Below are 15,196 nucleotides of genomic sequence, written 5' to 3'. Positions count from 1 at the left end.
AGCACTACCTTGACATGGTAGGGGTCACAGGTTCGAACCCTGTACCGCCCACCACGAAGTCCCTGGAAGGGGGGCTGTCGTGAACTGCAAAGCCCGGCCCTGGCGCCGGGTTTTTACGTAGCAAGGCCAGCTTTCGGGCGGCAAGAACAAGATGGGCGGTTAGCTCAGCGGTAGAGCACTACCTTGACATGGTAGGGGTCACAGGTTCGAACCCTGTACCGCCCACCACCTGGCTCCCGGCATTGCCGGTGTAGCGGTGGATCACGACGGAAGCCGGCCTTGTGCCGGCTTTTCTCGTTTCAGGCATCGATCACGGTTCCATATGGTCAGCGTTGCACGACCAGGTCTTCGATGCTGATCATCCGCTGCAGCTTCCAGTGACCGTCCACGCGCTCCCAGAGCTGGGCGACGCGAACCGTTGCACCACGCGTGGGCTGGGCAACGCCGGTTTCGGGTTGCAGGGGCTGGTTGGCCAGCCTCAGGACCCGGTCCTGGCGCAGCCGGTAAAGCAGCAGGGAGGGCGAACCGCAATCCTGTCGTACGACGTCCGGCTGCTGGGTTTCGGCACGCAGGATCTGGCTGCGAAGGGCCTCTTCAGTGGGCCCGTTGCCAGCGCCGAACAGGCTGGAGAGCAGCAGCATCAGGGCAAGCATCGGCATGGCACGGTGCTCCAGCGGGAAAGTGCACGCAGGCTGGCATGACATGTGGGGTGCTGCAGCCGGCCTGCGACGAAGGCCGGAATTGAACCGCCAAAGACGGCCGGGGGGCGATGAATCCGGGCCGTGCAGGCGTAGACTCCGGTCTACCGCGCAATCGCGCCGTCACTGCAAGGAGCTGCCGCATGAGTGATCACGTTCCGGTTTCCCGGCCCAATCCCATCATCGAACTGCTGTTCGGCGGCAACATGCTGGAGGGTACCTTCAAGGCGGTGATCTGGGTGGCCCTGCTGGCGGCAGTGCTGGCGTGGACCACGTTCCGCTGAGTCTTCCCGCTGCCCCGCGGCACCGGCGGCGTCGCTGGCCTGCGCTCAGGCGCTGAAGGCCTGGCGCAGGCTGCGCAGCGTGGCCTGGCGATGTTCCTTTGCGGTCGCTTCGCCCATCTCAAGTTCCTGCAGGCGCAATCCCACCAGCGTCATCGACAACGCGTAGCCGCGTGCCGCATCGGCAGCACGCGAAAGGCCCAATGCACGGCGCGTCAGCGCGTTCACGTGTTCCAGGTCGGGCAGAAGTCCCAGGTAGACGCGCTCGGCGCTGTCCAGGTCGGGGGCACGCAGGATCGCATGCGCTTCAGCAGCAGGGGAGACGGAGGCCATGGGGGGGTCCTTGTCCGTTGCGGGCGCTCGATCAGAACGAGCGCATCAGGGAAACGAAGGCCGACGTCTGTGTACCGCGTCGCGCCATCGGGCTGTCCTTCACTGCATCACCGAACCATTGGTTGGCGACCACGCCGGTCGCGCGCCACTTCGTGCCCAAGGGCGTGCTGACTGCGATCTGCAGGCTCGGTGATGTCGCGCTGCCCGGGTTGTAGGCGGCAAGTCCCGAGCGCAGCGCTTCTTCGTCGGTGATGCCGTAGTAGTAGTCGAGCAGGCGCGCACTGGAGTGCACCACGCCGACCTTGGGCACCCAGGTGAAGCGACCGGCCTGGATCGGATAGCTGTAGTGCAGGCGCGACTCCATGCCACCTCCGTGCCCGGTGACCTCGCGCATCACGCTGGCCTCGACGATGCCCCAGTCGGCGCTGTACTCACCGTTGATGCCGGCCATGGCCGACATCTGCCGGCTGTGCAGGCGACGCAGCTGAGGATCGTTCACGTCGTCGGTCTTGAAGCGCAGCGTGTAGGGCGTGACTGCCGCCGACAGGCGCAGGCCCTCGCGCTTGTACAGGTACATGCCCAGCGAGCCCGGGCTGGCGAAGAAGCGCTCGCCCTGCCAGGCAATGGACGGTACGACCAGCGGCTTGACGTCGTAGTGGGCGTACGCCCCCGAGGTCGCGCCGGCACTGATACCGGCCTGCACGCCCGGGTTCCGGTCGGCGGCGTGGGTGATCAACGGCAGGCCGATGGCAGCGGAGAACAGCAACGGGCGCAGCAGGGTCGGGGACAGCGACGGCATCGATCAACCACTTTGCGGGGGATGGCTGTGCATGGTGCGGGTACAACATTGTCAGAACATTGCGCCCTCGCAACTGGCACACGAAGACGCCCAAACCTGGCGCCAGGCACTATGATCGGCACCGTTTCCGGTAGCCGAGCCCCTGATGCGCATTCTCCTGGTCGAAGACGATCCCGATCTGTCCCGAGCCCTGCAGTCGGGCCTGGAGCGGCAGGGCGTGGTCGCCGACGTGGTCGGCAGCCTGGCCGAAGCCGCGGTTGCGCTGCGCGAGCCGGTGCATCAGCTGATGCTGCTGGACCGTCAGCTGCCCGATGGCGATGGCGTGGCTTTCGTCGCCACCGCACGCGCGCTGCGCCCGAACCTGGCGGTGATCATGCTGACGGCCAAGGGCAGGTTGTCGGACAAGGTCGAGGGCCTGGATGTCGGTGCCGACGACTACCTGGTGAAGCCGGTGGCGATCGAGGAGCTGATGGCGCGGATCCGTGCTGTCTCGCGGCGGCCCTCGGCGATGGTGACACCGAGCCTGCATCTGGGCCGGCTGGAATTCGACTTCGAATCGCTGCAGGCACAGGTGGAGGGCCAACCGCTGGCGCTGCCGCGGCGCCAGGTGCTGGTGCTGCAGGCACTGGCGATGCGCCAGGGGCGCACGGTCACCCGCACGGCACTGGAGGCCGCGGTGTACGGCTTCGACGATGAGATCCAGTCCAATGCGCTCGATGCGCACATTTCCAAGCTGCGCAAGGCGCTGCAGCAGGCCGGGGCGGGCGTTGAAATCCATGTGATCCGGGGCGTCGGCTACCTGCTGGCGGAGGCCTGAGATGGCGCGTCCGACACGTCCGATCCGTTCCATCACGCTGGGGTTGGCCTGGCGGTTGTTCCTGGCGCAGGCCTTCACCGTGCTGTTCGCAGTTGTTGCGCTGATCCTGACCTGGGGCGACAAGGACACCTGGGGCATGGACATGTTCATGGCTGAAGCCGTGGCCAAGGCCGTGCACAGTGAAGGCGGGCGGTTGGTGCTGGACCAGGCGCGCTGGAACAAGCTCGACGCCGAGGCCGGGGGCAACCTCTGGTTCGCGGCGGTCGACGACAAGGGGGTCTGGCTGGAACGCGGCACGATTCCGGCGATCCACGCCCCGCTGCTCGCGCGCCTGCCGACGCTGGGTGCCACCGAACTCGGCTCGCTGGTGCCGCCGTACCTGGACGTGGCGCGGGTGATGATCCGCAAGGAGGACGGGCGGCGCATCACGGTGATGGTGGGTGGGGCGCCGAAGGGCGGGTTGCTGGACGGTGCGCTGATGGTGCTGCGCCTGATCGGGCTGTGGTTTTTCCTGCCGCTGATCGTGATCACGCTGCTGGTCATGCCGACCGTGATCCACCGCGCGATGCGTGGCGTGCGCCGCTCCGCACAACAGGCCAAGGAGCTGGATATCGGCCAGCCGGGGGCGCGTCTGGATGCGCAGCTGGTGTCGACCGAGGTCGCACCGCTGGTGGAAGCCTTCAACGACGCGATCGACAAGGTGCAGCAGGGGTATGCCGCGCGTGACAAGTTCCTCGCCGATGCCGCGCACGAACTGCGGGTGCCGATTGCAGTGGTGCAGGCGCGCCTGTCGCAGTTGCCGCAGGGCGAGCTGAAGTCGCAGCTGCTGACCGATGTGGCGCGGCTCGGTAACGTTGCCGAGCACCTGCTTGACCTGCAGCGGCTTGATCGTAATGTCGGCGCACTGCAGCGGCTGGATCTGGCGTTGCTGGTGCGCGAAGCGGCCGCCGATCTGGCGCCGCTGGTGGTGGGGGCCGGTTACGGCTTCGAAGTGGATGCACCCGAGATGCCAGTGTGGATCCATGGCGACAGCCTGGCGCTGGGGCGGGTGATCGCCAATCTGGTGCACAACGCCATCGTCCACGGCGGCGGACGCGGCACCATCTGCGTGCGCCTGGATGCACGTGGCCTGCTGGAGGTCAGCGACCAGGGCGCCGGTATTCCGGTGGGCGACCGTGAAGCGATCTTCGAGCCGTTCCATCGTCTGCGCGCAGCGGGTAGCGGTAGTGGCCTGGGCCTGCATCTGGTGAAGGAAATCGTGCAGCATCACGGCGGTTCGGTCAGTGTCGGTGAGGCGGCTGGCGGTGGTGCCAGCTTCCGGGTCAACTTCCATCGCGGTAGCGTCCGCCGCTGACGCCAATACGGGCTAAAGCCCGATAGGCACGCTGCTGCCCCGGCGGCAGGCTGGGGTGATGGTCGCCGAACGATCCGCTCCACCGCTGTTTGGCAGTGGTTGTGCCGCCGGTCTGGTGCTGGGTGCGCTGGCCTGCGTGCAGCTGCCGGTGCTGCCGCCGCTGTGGCTGTGCATGCCGTTGGCCATTGCCAGCGCCACAGGCTGGATCGTGCCTTGGCGCGGCCGCGCCTGGACGGCTGCGCTGTTCGGCCTGTCGTGGGCGGCATTGCACGGACACTGGGTCCTGCAGGGCCAGCTTCCACCCGGAGGGCCCGCGCAGGACGTGCAGGTCCTTGGCCGAGTGGTTGATCTTCCACACAGTGGCCCCGGCTATACCCGTTTCGTGTTGAAGGTCGACGAGGCCGATGCGCTGCCCTCGTTGCGTGGCAAGCGCCTGCAGATCACCTGGAACGATCCATGGCGTGGACCGCCTGCGAGCGGCACCGATGGTGGGCGCCATGCGGTTCAAGCTGGCGCGTACTGGGAGCTGTCGCTGCGGGTGCGGGCACCGCGTTCGCGGATCAATCCTGGCGGCTTCGACGGCGAACGCCATGCATTGCTGCGCGGTATTTCCGGCAATGGCACGGTGCGCGACCCCGGCGCTGCGCGTGAGCGCGCGCCTGCGCAGGGCCTGCCGGCCTGGCGCGAGCGCAGCAGTGATGCCATCGCCACGCAGGTGGCCCATCCTGCCGCTCGCTTCGTACAGGCGCTGGCACTGGGCGATAACCGCGGCTTGTCCGATACCGACTGGGAACACCTGCGCGCGCTGGGCCTGACCCATCTGGTCGCCATTTCCGGGTTTCACGTGGGCGTGGTGGCGGGTTTCGGCGTGCTGCTGTGCCGCGTGTCGTGGTGGCTGTGCCCAGTGCTGGGACGGTACTGGCCACGGCCGCAGGCAGCGGCATGGGGCGCGGCGCTGGCCGCAGCTGCCTATGCCGTGGCCGCCGGCGGCGCGCTGCCAACGGTGCGTGCGGCGCTGATGATCGGGTTGGTGGCACTGGCCCGTGCCGGACGTCGTCCGGTGGGTGCGGGGCAGGGGATGGCCCTGGCCGCGATGGTGATGCTGCTGCCGGCGCCGCTGTCGGTGCTGTCGGCCGGCTTCTGGCTCAGCTTTGGGGGCGTGCTGTGGCTGCTGTGGTGCCTTCCACGAACCGGGCCGGACGGCGTCGGTGGGGGCCTGCGCGGCTTTCTGGCCGCCCAGGGCGTGGCCAGCCTCGGCCTGTTGCCGCTGTGCGTGGCCCTGTTCGGCGGCACCGCGCGCTTGGGGCCGCTGGTCAATCTGCCGATCATTCCGTGGTGGACCCTGCTGGTGGTGCCGTTGTCGCTGCTGGGTACCGGCCTGCACGCGCTGCATGATGGCGCCGGGCGCTGGGCATGGCGCGTCGCCGCCTGGCTGTTCGAGCTCAGCTGGCAGGCCCTGCAGCCGTTGGCGCTGCACCCGCAGGCGATGTGGTGGCTGGCCGAGGCACCGCGCTGGGCAGTGCCGGCAGCGTTGCTGGGGGTGTTCTGGTGGCTGCTGCCGCGTGGCGCCGGCGGTGGCCTGGCCGGACTGCTGCTGTGCCTGCCGCTGCTGTGGCCGGCCCGGCATGAGCCCGCCGCAGGAGAGCTGGAGCTGCTGGTGCACGATGTCGGCCAGGGCACCGCGGTGTTGTTGCGCACGGCGCGGCATGCACTCTGGTACGACGTCGGGCCGCCGGCCGGTGGGGATGGCAATGAGCGGATCCTGGTCCCGGCCCTGCGCGCGCTTGGGCAGGGGCCGCCCCAGCAGGCGATGCTCAGCCATGACCACCTGGACCACACGGGCAGCCTGCCGAGCCTGAGAAGTCAGCTGCCCGGGCTGCAGCTGCTGGCGCCACCGGGCAGCACCATCGCCGGCGCTGCGCCTTGCCAGCAAGGGATGCAGTGGCAGTGGGACGGCGTTGAATTCCAGGTCCTGCACCCGGCACCGGGCAGCCGCCAGGCCGAGAACGAGGACAGCTGCGTGCTGCGCGTCGCCAGCCGTCACGGCGTGGTCCTGCTGCCTGGCGATATCGGCCGCCCGGCCGAGCAGGTGTTGCTGCAGGCGTCTCCGGCAGCGCTGAAGGCGGATGTGGTGCTGGTGCCGCACCATGGCAGCGGCGGCAGTTCCAGCGCGCCGTGGGTCGAGGCCGTGGCGCCACGGCTGGCGGTGGTCTCGGCCGGGCACCGCAACCGCTTCGGGCACCCCCGCCAGGACGTGGTCCAGCGCTGGCAGGCGCAAGGGGCCGAGGTGCTGGCCACGGCCGATTCCGGGGCGATCCGCATATGGCTTGGCGCACAAGGGCTGCAGCTGCGTGAACAGCGCATCCACGCATCCCGGTGGTGGGATGCCGCTGGGCGGGCGCGGTCGGCTGCTATCCTATCGCCGATCGAACAAGCGGCCGTTGGGCCGGAGGGTTGAAACGTGTGGGAACTGGTCAAGGCCGGTGGCTGGCCGATGGTGCCGCTGCTGCTGTTGGGCGTACTGGCTTTGGCGATCATCCTGGAGCGTTTCTGGTCCCTGCGACGTACTGAAGTGCTGCCGCCCGGCCTCGGCCAGGAAGTGCGCAACTGGGCGGCACGCGGCAAGCTCGACCCGGCCCACCTGCAGACCCTGCGCGCGAACTCGCCGCTGGGCGCGCTGCTGGCCGCCGCGCTGGAAGCACGCAACCGCCCGCGCGACCAGATCCGCGAGCGCATCGAAGACACCGGCCGCCACCTGGTGCACCGCATGGAGCGTTTCCTCAACGCGCTGGGCACCATCGCATCGGCCGGGCCGCTGCTGGGCCTGCTGGGCACGGTGATCGGCATGATCCAGATGTTCCTGGGTATCCTCGACCATGGCGTGGGTGATGTGAACCAGCTGGCCGGTGGTATCGGCAAGGCGCTGGTGTGCACCGCCACCGGCATGATCGTCGCCATTCCAGCACTGATGTTCCACCGCTACTTCAAGGGCCGTATCCACGGTTACGTGGTAGAAATGGAGCAGGAAGCCAGCGCGCTGCTGGATACGCTGGATGGCCGCCCCGGCGTGATGAACCCTGCTGCTGCCACGCGCCTGGCCGGCGCGGCCACGGCGAAGGCCTGATCGATGCGTATCGGCAACGACCGATCCCAGGATGAGCCGCATATCGACCTGGTGCCACTGATCGACGTCATCCTGGTGCTGATCATCTTCTTCGTGGTCACCACCACCTTCGATGCGCGCTCGACACTCCAGGTGGAGCTGCCTACGGCCAGCCAGCAGCCCAGCAATGAGCCGCCGCGCTCGTTGAGCGTGCTGATCAACGCCGAAGGCCGCTACTTCATCAATGACCAGGAAGTGCTGCGCAGCGACGTCGAGTCGGTCAAGCAGACCATCGCGGCCGTTGCCGGCAGCGACCGTACCCAGCCGGTACTGTTGCGTGCCGATGCCCGCACGCCCTATCAGGCCGTGGTGACCGCGCAGGATGCGCTTGGTCAGCTCGGCTTCCGCCGTATTGCCATTGCAACAGCACCCGAGGTGCGTCCATGAGTTCCAAACACGCGCCGGTGTGGCCGATCTACAAACGTCTGCTGGGATACACCCGTGCCTACTGGGGCATGATGGTCGCCGCCGTCATCGCCATGGCGGTGGAGTCGGTAGCCGGCTACCACTTCACCAAGCTGATGGAGCCGCTGGTCAACCGTGGCTTCGTCAATCCCGAACCGAAAATGGCGGTGATCCTGCCGCTGACCATCCTTGGCCTGTTCCTGATGCGCAGCGCCGCCACCTGGGTGAGCGACTACGCGCTGGCCAAGACCGGTCGCAGCGTGGTGCGCGACCTGCGTGAACAGGTGCTGGCCAAGTACCTGCACCTGCCGTCCTCGCATTTCGATACCGAATCGACGCCGGTGATGGTCAGCCGCCTCAACTTCGATACCGAGCAGGTCACCCAGGCCAGCGCCGATGCGCTCAAGACCGTGGTTGCCGACACCCTGACCATCATCGCTATGCTGGCGGTGATGCTGCAGATGAGCGTCAAGGTGACCGTGGCCATGCTGGTGGTGGTGCCGATGATCGGCGTGATCGTGTCTTACGTGGGCAAGCGCTACCGGCGCATCAGCCGCGGTATCCAGGACGGCATGGGCACGATGGCGCAGACCGCCGAGCAGTCACTGGCGGCCCAGCAGGAAGTGAAGGTGCACGGCACCCAGCAGCATGAGATGTCGCGCTACTCGCGCCTGGCCAACCGCATGCTGGCGCTGAACATGAAGGTGGAAATCACCCGTGCCGGTGCCTCCAGCGTGGTCCAGTTCCTGGCCGCGCTGGCGCTGGCGGTGATCGTCTGGGTGTCGACCCGCGAAGCACTGGCAGGGCGCCTCAATGCCGGTCAGTTCATGGGCCTGATGATCTCGATGACGGCGATCATCCCGTCGCTGCGCCGCCTGACCAGCGTGCAGTCCTCGATCTCCCGCGGTGTGTCCGCCGCCGAGCGCCTGTTCGACATCCTCGACATGCCGGTCGAGCGCGACGAAGGCCGCAACACGGTGCAGCGCGTGCGTGGCGAACTGGCCTTCGAGCACGTCATGCTGCGTTACCGCGAAGACAGTGGCATCGCCTTGGACGACATCAGCTTCGTGGCCAAGCCGGGTACGGTCACCGCCATCGTTGGTCGATCCGGCAGCGGCAAAACCAGCCTGATCCGGCTGGTGCCGCGCTTCTACGAACCCAGCGGCGGGCGCATCACCCTCGACGGGGTGGCACTGGACGACTATCCGCTGGCCGACCTGCGTCGCCAGGTGGCGATGGTCGGGCAGAAGGTCATGTTGTTCGACGACACCATCGGCGCCAACATCGCCTATGGCATGGACGCGACGGATGAACAGATCCGAGCCGCAGCTGAAGCCGCGAATGCCTGGGAGTTCATCGCACGCATGCCGCAGCAGCTGCAGACCCCGGTGGGCGAGAACGGCGCGCTGCTGTCCGGTGGCCAGCGCCAGCGCCTGGCGATCGCCCGTGCGATCCTGCGCGACGCGCCGATCCTGATCCTCGATGAAGCCACCGCAGCGCTGGACAACGAATCGGAGCGCCTGGTGCAGGACGCGCTGCAGCGATTGATGCCCGAGCGCACCACGCTGGTCATCGCGCATCGCCTGTCGACCATCGAGCATGCAGACCAGGTGCTGGTGATGGACCACGGTCGCATCGTCGAGCGCGGTACCCACAAAGAGCTGCTCACCATGGGTGGCCTGTACCAGCATCTGCACAGCATGCAGTTCCGCGAAAGGCAGGACTGATGGCCGGCAAGGGTACCCAGACCCCGCCGTACTGGTACGACGGCACCCCGGTTCCGTGGGCGATGCGCCTGCTGGCGCCGCTGTATGCCGGCGTCACCGCGCTGCGCCGGCGCGCCTATCGGCGTGGCTGGCGCAAGCGCTACACGCTGCCGGTGCCGGTCATCGTGGTTGGCAACATCACCGCCGGTGGAACTGGCAAGACGCCGCTGACCATCGCGCTGGTGGAGCGCCTGCGTGCCGCCGGTTGGAAGCCGGGCGTGGCCAGTCGTGGCTACGGCCGCGAAGATGCCGACAAGCCGCTGTGGGTAAAGGCCGATACGCCGACCGCCAAGGGTGGCGACGAGCCGGTGCTGATTGCCTGGAAGACCGGCGTGCCGGTGCGCGTGGACAGTGATCGTGTTGCAGCCGGCAAGGCGCTGATCGAGGCCGGCTGCGATGTGATCGTCTGCGACGACGGCCTGCAGCACTACCGGCTGGCGCGCGACATCGAGATCGAAGTGGTCGATGCGCAGCGCCGCTACGGCAATGGCCGGATGATTCCGGCCGGGCCGCTGCGTGAGCCGGTCAGCCGTGCCAGCGAATGCGACTTCCGTGTGGTCAACCTCGGCCAGGCCGATGAGGAGACTGCAGCACAGGCCTGCGGCTTCGGCCAGTGGCCGATGGCCCTGCACATCGACAGCGCACAACCGCTGGCCGGTGGCCGTGCCCGTCCGCTGTCGTATTTCAAGGGCCAGCGTGTGCACGCCGTGGCCGGCATCGCCCACCCGCAGCGCTTCTTCGACATGCTGCGCGCGCGTGGCATCGGTGTCGTGCCGCACGCCTTCGCTGACCATCAGGCCTATCAGCCGCAGGACCTGTCCTTTGGCAGCCAGCTGCCGGTGCTGATGACTGAAAAGGACGCGGTGAAATGCCGCGCGTTCGGCAATGACTGGCACTACGCGGTCCCGCTGCGCGCCGAGCTGCCTGCCGCATTCTGGGTGGCGCTGACCGACCGCCTGGACAAGCTGCGACCGAACTGAGTGGCGCGGCGGCGCTTGCATTCATGCGCCGCCGGCCGCATTCCCGTTGTAACGAGCCTGCCGAGTACCGCCCCATGACCGAATTCGTCGTCGCCATCCCGGCCCGCTATGCCGCCTCGCGGCTGCCGGGCAAGCCGCTGCGCCCGCTGGGCGGTGAGCCGCTGGTGCTGCACGTGGCGCGTCGCGCGCTGCAGGCCGGTGCCGGCGAGGTCTGGGTCGCTACCGACGATCAACGCATTGCCGACGCACTGTCCGGCCTGGCCGAAGTGAAGGTGGCGATGACTGCGACCTCGCATGCGTCCGGCACCGACCGCCTGGCCGAGTGCGCGCGCATCGCCGGCTGGGCCGATGACACCGTCGTGGTCAACCTGCAGGGCGATGAGCCGTTCGCACCGGCGGCGGGTATCCGCTCGGTGGCCCAGGCACTGGTTGAAGGCAATGCGCCGATGTCGACCCTCGCCACGACCGTCGAAGACGCGCATACCCTGTTCGACCCGAACGTGGTGAAGCTCGTGCGCAACGTGCGCAACGAGGCGATGTACTTCAGCCGCGCCCCGATCGCCTGGCACCGCGATGGCTTTGCACGCAGCCGTGACACGCTGCCGGCCGGTCACAACTGGCTGCGCCACATCGGCATCTACGGCTATCGCGCCGGTTTCCTGCAGCAGTTTGCGGCGATGCCGCCGGGCCAGCTGGAGCAGATCGAATCGCTGGAACAGCTGCGCGTGCTGGAAGCGGGTTTCCCGATCAGCGTGGCAATCTCGCCCGAACCGTTCCCGCCGGGCATCGACACGCCCGAGGACCTGGAACGCGCCGAAGCATTGCTGCAGACGCTGGCTGCCCGATGAAGCTGCTGGTCGTCTGCCTCGGCAACATCTGCCGTTCGCCGATGGCCGAAGGTGCGCTGCGCGCGCGCCTGGACGCCTCGCCGCTGGCTGGTCGGGTGCAGGTCGATTCGGCCGGCACCGGCGACTGGCATGTGGGCGAGCCACCGGACCGGCGAGCGATCGCCTGCGCGGCCGGGCATGGCGTGGACATCGGCGGCCTGCGCGCGCGCCAGCTGCAGGTCGCGGATTTCGACCGTTTTGACTGGATCCTGTGTGCCGATGAGGCCAATCTGCGCGATGCGGGTCGCCTGGCCACACCCGCCCAGCGCGAACGCTTGGCGTTGTACCTGCCGTGGACCGGCGGGCAGGGAAGGGGGTCGATCCCGGACCCGTACACCGGCGGCAGTGAGCATTTCGAACAGGTCTGGACATTGGTCGACGATGCTGCAAAACGTGCCGTGGCACGACTGTTGCATGACGCCGACTCCGGCATAATCGGGTCATGAACGTCCAGCCCGTCCCGGACCTGCCCGAGTTCGCCACCTGGCTCAACGCCACCCCCTGCACCCTGACCGAACTGCGCGGTCGGCCGGTGGCGCTGTTGTTTGTCAACGCCGCCTCCGCCTGGAGCGCGCAACGCCTGGCCGAGTTCGGCCAATGGCTGTCGCGCCACCCCGGCAAGCTGCAGCCGCTGGTGCTGCAGGTGCCGCGCTTCGATTTCGAACGCGAGGTCGGCGCCGCATTGAAGCTGCTGCGTCGCCAGGGCCTGACGATGCCGGTCCTGCTCGATGCCGACTGGGATGGCTGGCGCCGCTTCGGCGTCACCGCCTGGCCGACCCTGGTGCTGCTGGATGCGCAGGGGCGCGAGCAACAACGGTTGGTCGGGCAGGGTGCACCCGGTGAGCTGGAGCGTGCCTTGAACGCGCTGTGCGAAGGCGCACCGTCGGCGCCGCCGCGTGGCGGCAGCGAACTGCACCCGGAACCCCGCCAAGCGCTGCGCTTCCCGCTGGGCCTGGCAGTCAGTACCGAACGCCTGTACATCGCCGACAGCGGCCATCACCGCATCCTCGAATGCAGCCATGGTGGCCGCATCCTTCGCCAGTTCGGGCTGGGCACCGCCGATTTCATGGACGGCAACCTCGCCGAAGCCGCGTTCCACCGCCCGCAGGCGCTGGTGCTGGAGCGCGATTCGCTGTACGTCGCCGACACCGGCAACCACGCGGTGCGTCGCATCAACCTGCTGACCGGCATCGTCGACACGCTGTGCGGCAACGGCCGTCCAGGTGCACCGGTGGAAGGCCCGGTCGCGCAGGCGCGGCAGGTTGCGCTGGACCATCCTGTCGGCCTGGCCATTGCCGACAACCAGCTGCACATCGCCATGGCTGGTGACAACCGCATCTGGAGCTACCACCTGGGCCAGCGCAGCCTGCAATGGCGCGCGGGCAGTGGTTCCATCGACGAGCGTGATGGTAGCGGGCATCTGGCTGCCTTTGCCCAGCCGACTGCGCTGGCCGTGGTGCAGCAGGTGCTGTACGTGGCCGATGCGCTGGGTTCCTCGATCCGCGCGCTGCAGTTGCGCGGCGATCTGGTGCAGACCCTGGTCGGGCAGGGGCCGTGGCGCTTCGGCTGCGAAGACGGTCCGCGTTCGGACGCCAGCCTGCAGTTCCCACAGGCCATCGCGCTGAGTCCGGATGCGCCGCTGTTGTGGATTGCCGATACCGGCAACGGCCGCCTGCGCACGCTGCGCCTGGGCGGTGGCGAACTGACCACCCAGCCGTTGCCACGACGCCTGCATGGCCCGGCGGGGTTGGCGGTAGGCGCCGGTGCGGTGTGGATCGCCGAGACCGACGCCCATGCCGTGCTGCGATTCGACCCGGATAGCGGCGTGCTCAGCGAAGTCCCGATCAGCGAATGACAGACGTTCCCGCCCCGGCCTTCGACGGCAAGGCCTTCGCGGCCCAGCTCAGTACCGCCCCTGGCGTGTACCGCATGTACGCCGCCGACGACACGTTGCTGTACGTGGGCAAGGCGCGCGCGCTGCGCAACCGTGTCGGCAGCTATTTCAACGGCAGCCCGAAGAACGCGCGGATCATGTCGATGATCTCGCAGATCGCGCGCATGGACGTGACCGTGACGCGCTCGGAAGCCGAGGCGCTGCTGCTGGAAAACCAGCTGATCAAGTCGCTTTCGCCGCGCTACAACGTCTCGTTGCGCGACGACAAGACCTATCCGCACGTGCTGCTGACCCGAGAGGACTGGCCGCGCATCGCGCTGCATCGCGGTCCGCGCGCCATTCCCGGCCGCTACTTCGGGCCGTATCCAGGCGTCACCGCAGTGCGCGAAACGCTGAACCTGATGCACAAGCTGTTCAAGCTGCGCAGCTGCGAGGACAGCGTGTTCCGCAACCGCTCGCGGCCGTGCTTGCAGTACCAGATCGGTCGCTGCAGCGCGCCCTGCGTGGAGCTGGTGCCGGCGCCGGACTACGCCGAATCGGTGCGTCGCGCCGCACTGTTCCTGGAAGGCAAGAGCGACGAGCTGACCCGCGAACTGGGCGAGCAGATGCAGGCCGCCAGCGAGGCACTGGAGTTCGAGCAGGCCGCGCGCCTGCGCGACCTGATCTCCTCGCTGCGCAGCATGCAGACCCGCCAGTACGTGGATGGCCGTGCCGCCGATCTGGACGTGCTGGCGGTGGCCATGCAGGGTTCGCAGGCCTGCGTGCTGCTGTTGGCTTTCCGCGATGGCCGCAACCTCGGTACCCGCCCGTTCTTCCCACGCACCAACGGTGAAGAAAGCCCGGAGGAAGTGCTGGCCGCGTTCGTCTCGCAGTACTACATCGAATTCGAGCCGCCGCGCGAGATCCTGCTGGATCGCGAGATTCCCGATGCCGACCTGCTGGTGGCCGCGCTGTCAGCCTCGGCCGAGCGCAAGGTGCAGCTGAAGTGGAACGTGCGCGGCGAACGCGCCGGCTATGTGGAACTGGCCAGCCGCAACGCGCAGCTGACCCTGGCGACCGAACTCAACAGCCGCAACGCGCAGCACGCGCGCAGCGACGCGCTGCGCGACATGCTGGGCCTGGCCGAGCCGGTCAAGCGTGTTGAATGTTTCGATATCAGCCATACCATGGGTGAGGCCACCGTGGCCTCATGCGTGGTGTTCGACGCCGCCGGTCCGGTGCGCGCGCAGTACCGCCGCTTCAACATCAGCGGCATCGAGCCGGGCGACGACTACGCCGCCATGCGCCAGGCCATCGACCGCCGTTTCCGCCGTGCGGTGGAAGAGCAGGGCGTGCTGCCGGACGTGCTGCTGATCGACGGCGGCGCCGGCCAGTTGGCCCAGGCCCAGGCCGCGCTGGCCGACCTGGGCGTGGAAGGCGTGCTGCTGGTGGGCGTGGCCAAGGGCGTGGAACGCCGCGCCGGCCACGAAGCGCTGGTGATGCCCGATGGCCGCGAGCTGCGCCCGGGCGCGGCCAATCCGGCGCTGCAGTTCATCCAGCAGGTGCGCGATGAGGCGCACCGCTTCGCCATCACCGGCCACCGCGGCCGCCGCCAGAAGGCGCGGATGACCAGCAAGCTGGAGGACATCCCTGGTATCGGGCCGCGCCGCCGCGCCAGCCTGCTCAAGCATTTCGGCGGCCTGGTCGGCCTGAAAGCCGCTGGTGAAGCGGAAATCGCCAAGGTGGAAGGCATCAATGACGCCCTCGCGGCACGTATCTACGCTAACCTGCACGGGTTGGCCACGCCTGATGCGGCCGAGTAGAGAGAGAAGCACGCAAG

Annotated in this window: 15 protein-coding genes and 1 tRNA gene; 13 read left to right on the top strand and 3 right to left on the bottom strand. The window is 68.1% G+C overall.

The window, feature by feature from the left end:
- Positions 1 to 153: 153 nt before the first annotated feature.
- A tRNA-Val gene (locus R1L06_RS12470) sits at positions 154 to 228 on the top strand.
- 98 nt (positions 229 to 326) lie between these two features.
- On the opposite strand, the gene R1L06_RS12465 is transcribed toward R1L06_RS12470, so the two are convergent.
- The gene (locus R1L06_RS12465) at positions 327 to 659 is read right to left on the bottom strand and encodes a hypothetical protein (protein WP_317217846.1); all 333 of its coding nucleotides are present in this window, start codon (positions 657 to 659) and stop codon (positions 327 to 329) included.
- 182 nt (positions 660 to 841) lie between these two features.
- Between R1L06_RS12465 and R1L06_RS12460 the strand changes: the two genes are divergently transcribed.
- Positions 842 to 982: a hypothetical protein gene (locus R1L06_RS12460; protein ID WP_165929929.1), complete on the top strand. Its 141-nt coding sequence runs from the start codon at positions 842 to 844 to the stop codon at positions 980 to 982.
- Between the two features lie 45 nt (positions 983 to 1,027).
- On the opposite strand, the gene R1L06_RS12455 is transcribed toward R1L06_RS12460, so the two are convergent.
- Both R1L06_RS12455 and R1L06_RS12450 read right to left on the bottom strand, forming a co-directional pair.
- On the bottom strand, positions 1,028 to 1,312 hold the full coding sequence (locus tag R1L06_RS12455) for a hypothetical protein (protein WP_032128898.1): 285 nt from the start codon (positions 1,310 to 1,312) through the stop codon (positions 1,028 to 1,030).
- Between the two features lie 31 nt (positions 1,313 to 1,343).
- On the bottom strand, positions 1,344 to 2,111 hold the full coding sequence (locus tag R1L06_RS12450) for a MipA/OmpV family protein (RefSeq protein ID WP_049412592.1): 768 nt from the start codon (positions 2,109 to 2,111) through the stop codon (positions 1,344 to 1,346).
- A 145-nt stretch (positions 2,112 to 2,256) separates the two neighbouring features.
- Here R1L06_RS12450 and R1L06_RS12445 point away from each other — a divergent pair, with 145 nt between their 5' ends.
- The 11 genes from R1L06_RS12445 to uvrC all read left to right on the top strand — a co-directional run bounded on the left by R1L06_RS12445 (position 2,257) and on the right by uvrC (position 15,179).
- Entirely contained in the window at positions 2,257 to 2,928 is a 672-nt protein-coding gene (locus R1L06_RS12445) for a response regulator transcription factor (RefSeq protein WP_032128900.1), read from the top strand.
- A gap of 1 nt (position 2,929) precedes the next feature.
- Entirely contained in the window at positions 2,930 to 4,282 is a 1,353-nt protein-coding gene (locus tag R1L06_RS12440) for a sensor histidine kinase (RefSeq protein ID WP_049462677.1), read from the top strand.
- A gap of 58 nt (positions 4,283 to 4,340) precedes the next feature.
- Positions 4,341 to 6,740: a DNA internalization-related competence protein ComEC/Rec2 gene (locus R1L06_RS12435; protein ID WP_317217845.1), complete on the top strand. Its 2,400-nt coding sequence runs from the start codon at positions 4,341 to 4,343 to the stop codon at positions 6,738 to 6,740.
- Between the two features lie 3 nt (positions 6,741 to 6,743).
- Entirely contained in the window at positions 6,744 to 7,406 is a 663-nt protein-coding gene (locus R1L06_RS12430; RefSeq protein WP_317217844.1) for a MotA/TolQ/ExbB proton channel family protein, read from the top strand.
- A 3-nt stretch (positions 7,407 to 7,409) separates the two neighbouring features.
- Complete coding sequence (locus tag R1L06_RS12425) at positions 7,410 to 7,832, top strand: ExbD/TolR family protein (protein ID WP_032128903.1); 423 nt, start codon at positions 7,410 to 7,412, stop codon at positions 7,830 to 7,832.
- Complete coding sequence (msbA, locus tag R1L06_RS12420; protein ID WP_032128904.1) at positions 7,829 to 9,577, top strand: lipid A export permease/ATP-binding protein MsbA; 1,749 nt, start codon at positions 7,829 to 7,831, stop codon at positions 9,575 to 9,577. The genes R1L06_RS12425 and msbA overlap by 4 nt, the downstream gene beginning before the upstream one ends.
- Positions 9,577 to 10,596, top strand: coding sequence for a tetraacyldisaccharide 4'-kinase (lpxK, locus tag R1L06_RS12415; protein ID WP_032128905.1), 1,020 nt, complete (start codon positions 9,577 to 9,579; stop codon positions 10,594 to 10,596). The genes msbA and lpxK overlap by 1 nt, the downstream gene beginning before the upstream one ends.
- A 74-nt stretch (positions 10,597 to 10,670) precedes the next feature.
- Positions 10,671 to 11,444: a 3-deoxy-manno-octulosonate cytidylyltransferase gene (kdsB, locus tag R1L06_RS12410; RefSeq protein ID WP_317217843.1), complete on the top strand. Its 774-nt coding sequence runs from the start codon at positions 10,671 to 10,673 to the stop codon at positions 11,442 to 11,444.
- Positions 11,441 to 11,929: a low molecular weight protein-tyrosine-phosphatase gene (locus R1L06_RS12405; RefSeq protein WP_317217842.1), complete on the top strand. Its 489-nt coding sequence runs from the start codon at positions 11,441 to 11,443 to the stop codon at positions 11,927 to 11,929. Before kdsB ends, R1L06_RS12405 begins: the two co-directional genes overlap by 4 nt.
- On the top strand, positions 11,926 to 13,338 hold the full coding sequence (locus tag R1L06_RS12400; protein WP_317217841.1) for a hypothetical protein: 1,413 nt from the start codon (positions 11,926 to 11,928) through the stop codon (positions 13,336 to 13,338). Before R1L06_RS12405 ends, R1L06_RS12400 begins: the two co-directional genes overlap by 4 nt.
- Entirely contained in the window at positions 13,335 to 15,179 is a 1,845-nt protein-coding gene (uvrC, locus tag R1L06_RS12395) for an excinuclease ABC subunit UvrC (protein ID WP_071228378.1), read from the top strand. Before R1L06_RS12400 ends, uvrC begins: the two co-directional genes overlap by 4 nt.
- The last annotated feature ends 17 nt before the right edge of the window (positions 15,180 to 15,196 follow it).

This window comes from Stenotrophomonas mexicanensis (assembly GCF_032911605.1).
Classification (GTDB): domain Bacteria; phylum Pseudomonadota; class Gammaproteobacteria; order Xanthomonadales; family Xanthomonadaceae; genus Stenotrophomonas; species Stenotrophomonas maltophilia_A.
Note: the sequence above shows the minus strand (reverse complement) of the source record. Positions and strands in the feature narration are given on the sequence as shown.

What these genes read in the sequence shown, in the direction of transcription:
- uvrC (WP_071228378.1), top strand. Translation starts at nt 13,335, where the DNA reads ATGACAGACGTTCCCGCCCCGGCCTTCGACGGCAAGGCCTTCGCGGCC.
- R1L06_RS12405 (WP_317217842.1), top strand. Translation starts at nt 11,441, where the DNA reads ATGAAGCTGCTGGTCGTCTGCCTCGGCAACATCTGCCGTTCGCCGATG.
- R1L06_RS12445 (WP_032128900.1), top strand. Translation starts at nt 2,257, where the DNA reads ATGCGCATTCTCCTGGTCGAAGACGATCCCGATCTGTCCCGAGCCCTG.
- R1L06_RS12450 (WP_049412592.1), bottom strand. Translation starts at nt 2,111, where the DNA reads ATGCCGTCGCTGTCCCCGACCCTGCTGCGCCCGTTGCTGTTCTCCGCT.
- R1L06_RS12400 (WP_317217841.1), top strand. Translation starts at nt 11,926, where the DNA reads ATGAACGTCCAGCCCGTCCCGGACCTGCCCGAGTTCGCCACCTGGCTC.
- msbA (WP_032128904.1), top strand. Translation starts at nt 7,829, where the DNA reads ATGAGTTCCAAACACGCGCCGGTGTGGCCGATCTACAAACGTCTGCTG.
- lpxK (WP_032128905.1), top strand. Translation starts at nt 9,577, where the DNA reads ATGGCCGGCAAGGGTACCCAGACCCCGCCGTACTGGTACGACGGCACC.
- kdsB (WP_317217843.1), top strand. Translation starts at nt 10,671, where the DNA reads ATGACCGAATTCGTCGTCGCCATCCCGGCCCGCTATGCCGCCTCGCGG.
- R1L06_RS12465 (WP_317217846.1), bottom strand. Translation starts at nt 659, where the DNA reads ATGCCGATGCTTGCCCTGATGCTGCTGCTCTCCAGCCTGTTCGGCGCT.
- R1L06_RS12460 (WP_165929929.1), top strand. Translation starts at nt 842, where the DNA reads ATGAGTGATCACGTTCCGGTTTCCCGGCCCAATCCCATCATCGAACTG.
- R1L06_RS12425 (WP_032128903.1), top strand. Translation starts at nt 7,410, where the DNA reads ATGCGTATCGGCAACGACCGATCCCAGGATGAGCCGCATATCGACCTG.
- R1L06_RS12440 (WP_049462677.1), top strand. Translation starts at nt 2,930, where the DNA reads ATGGCGCGTCCGACACGTCCGATCCGTTCCATCACGCTGGGGTTGGCC.
- R1L06_RS12455 (WP_032128898.1), bottom strand. Translation starts at nt 1,312, where the DNA reads ATGGCCTCCGTCTCCCCTGCTGCTGAAGCGCATGCGATCCTGCGTGCC.
- R1L06_RS12435 (WP_317217845.1), top strand. Translation starts at nt 4,341, where the DNA reads ATGGTCGCCGAACGATCCGCTCCACCGCTGTTTGGCAGTGGTTGTGCC.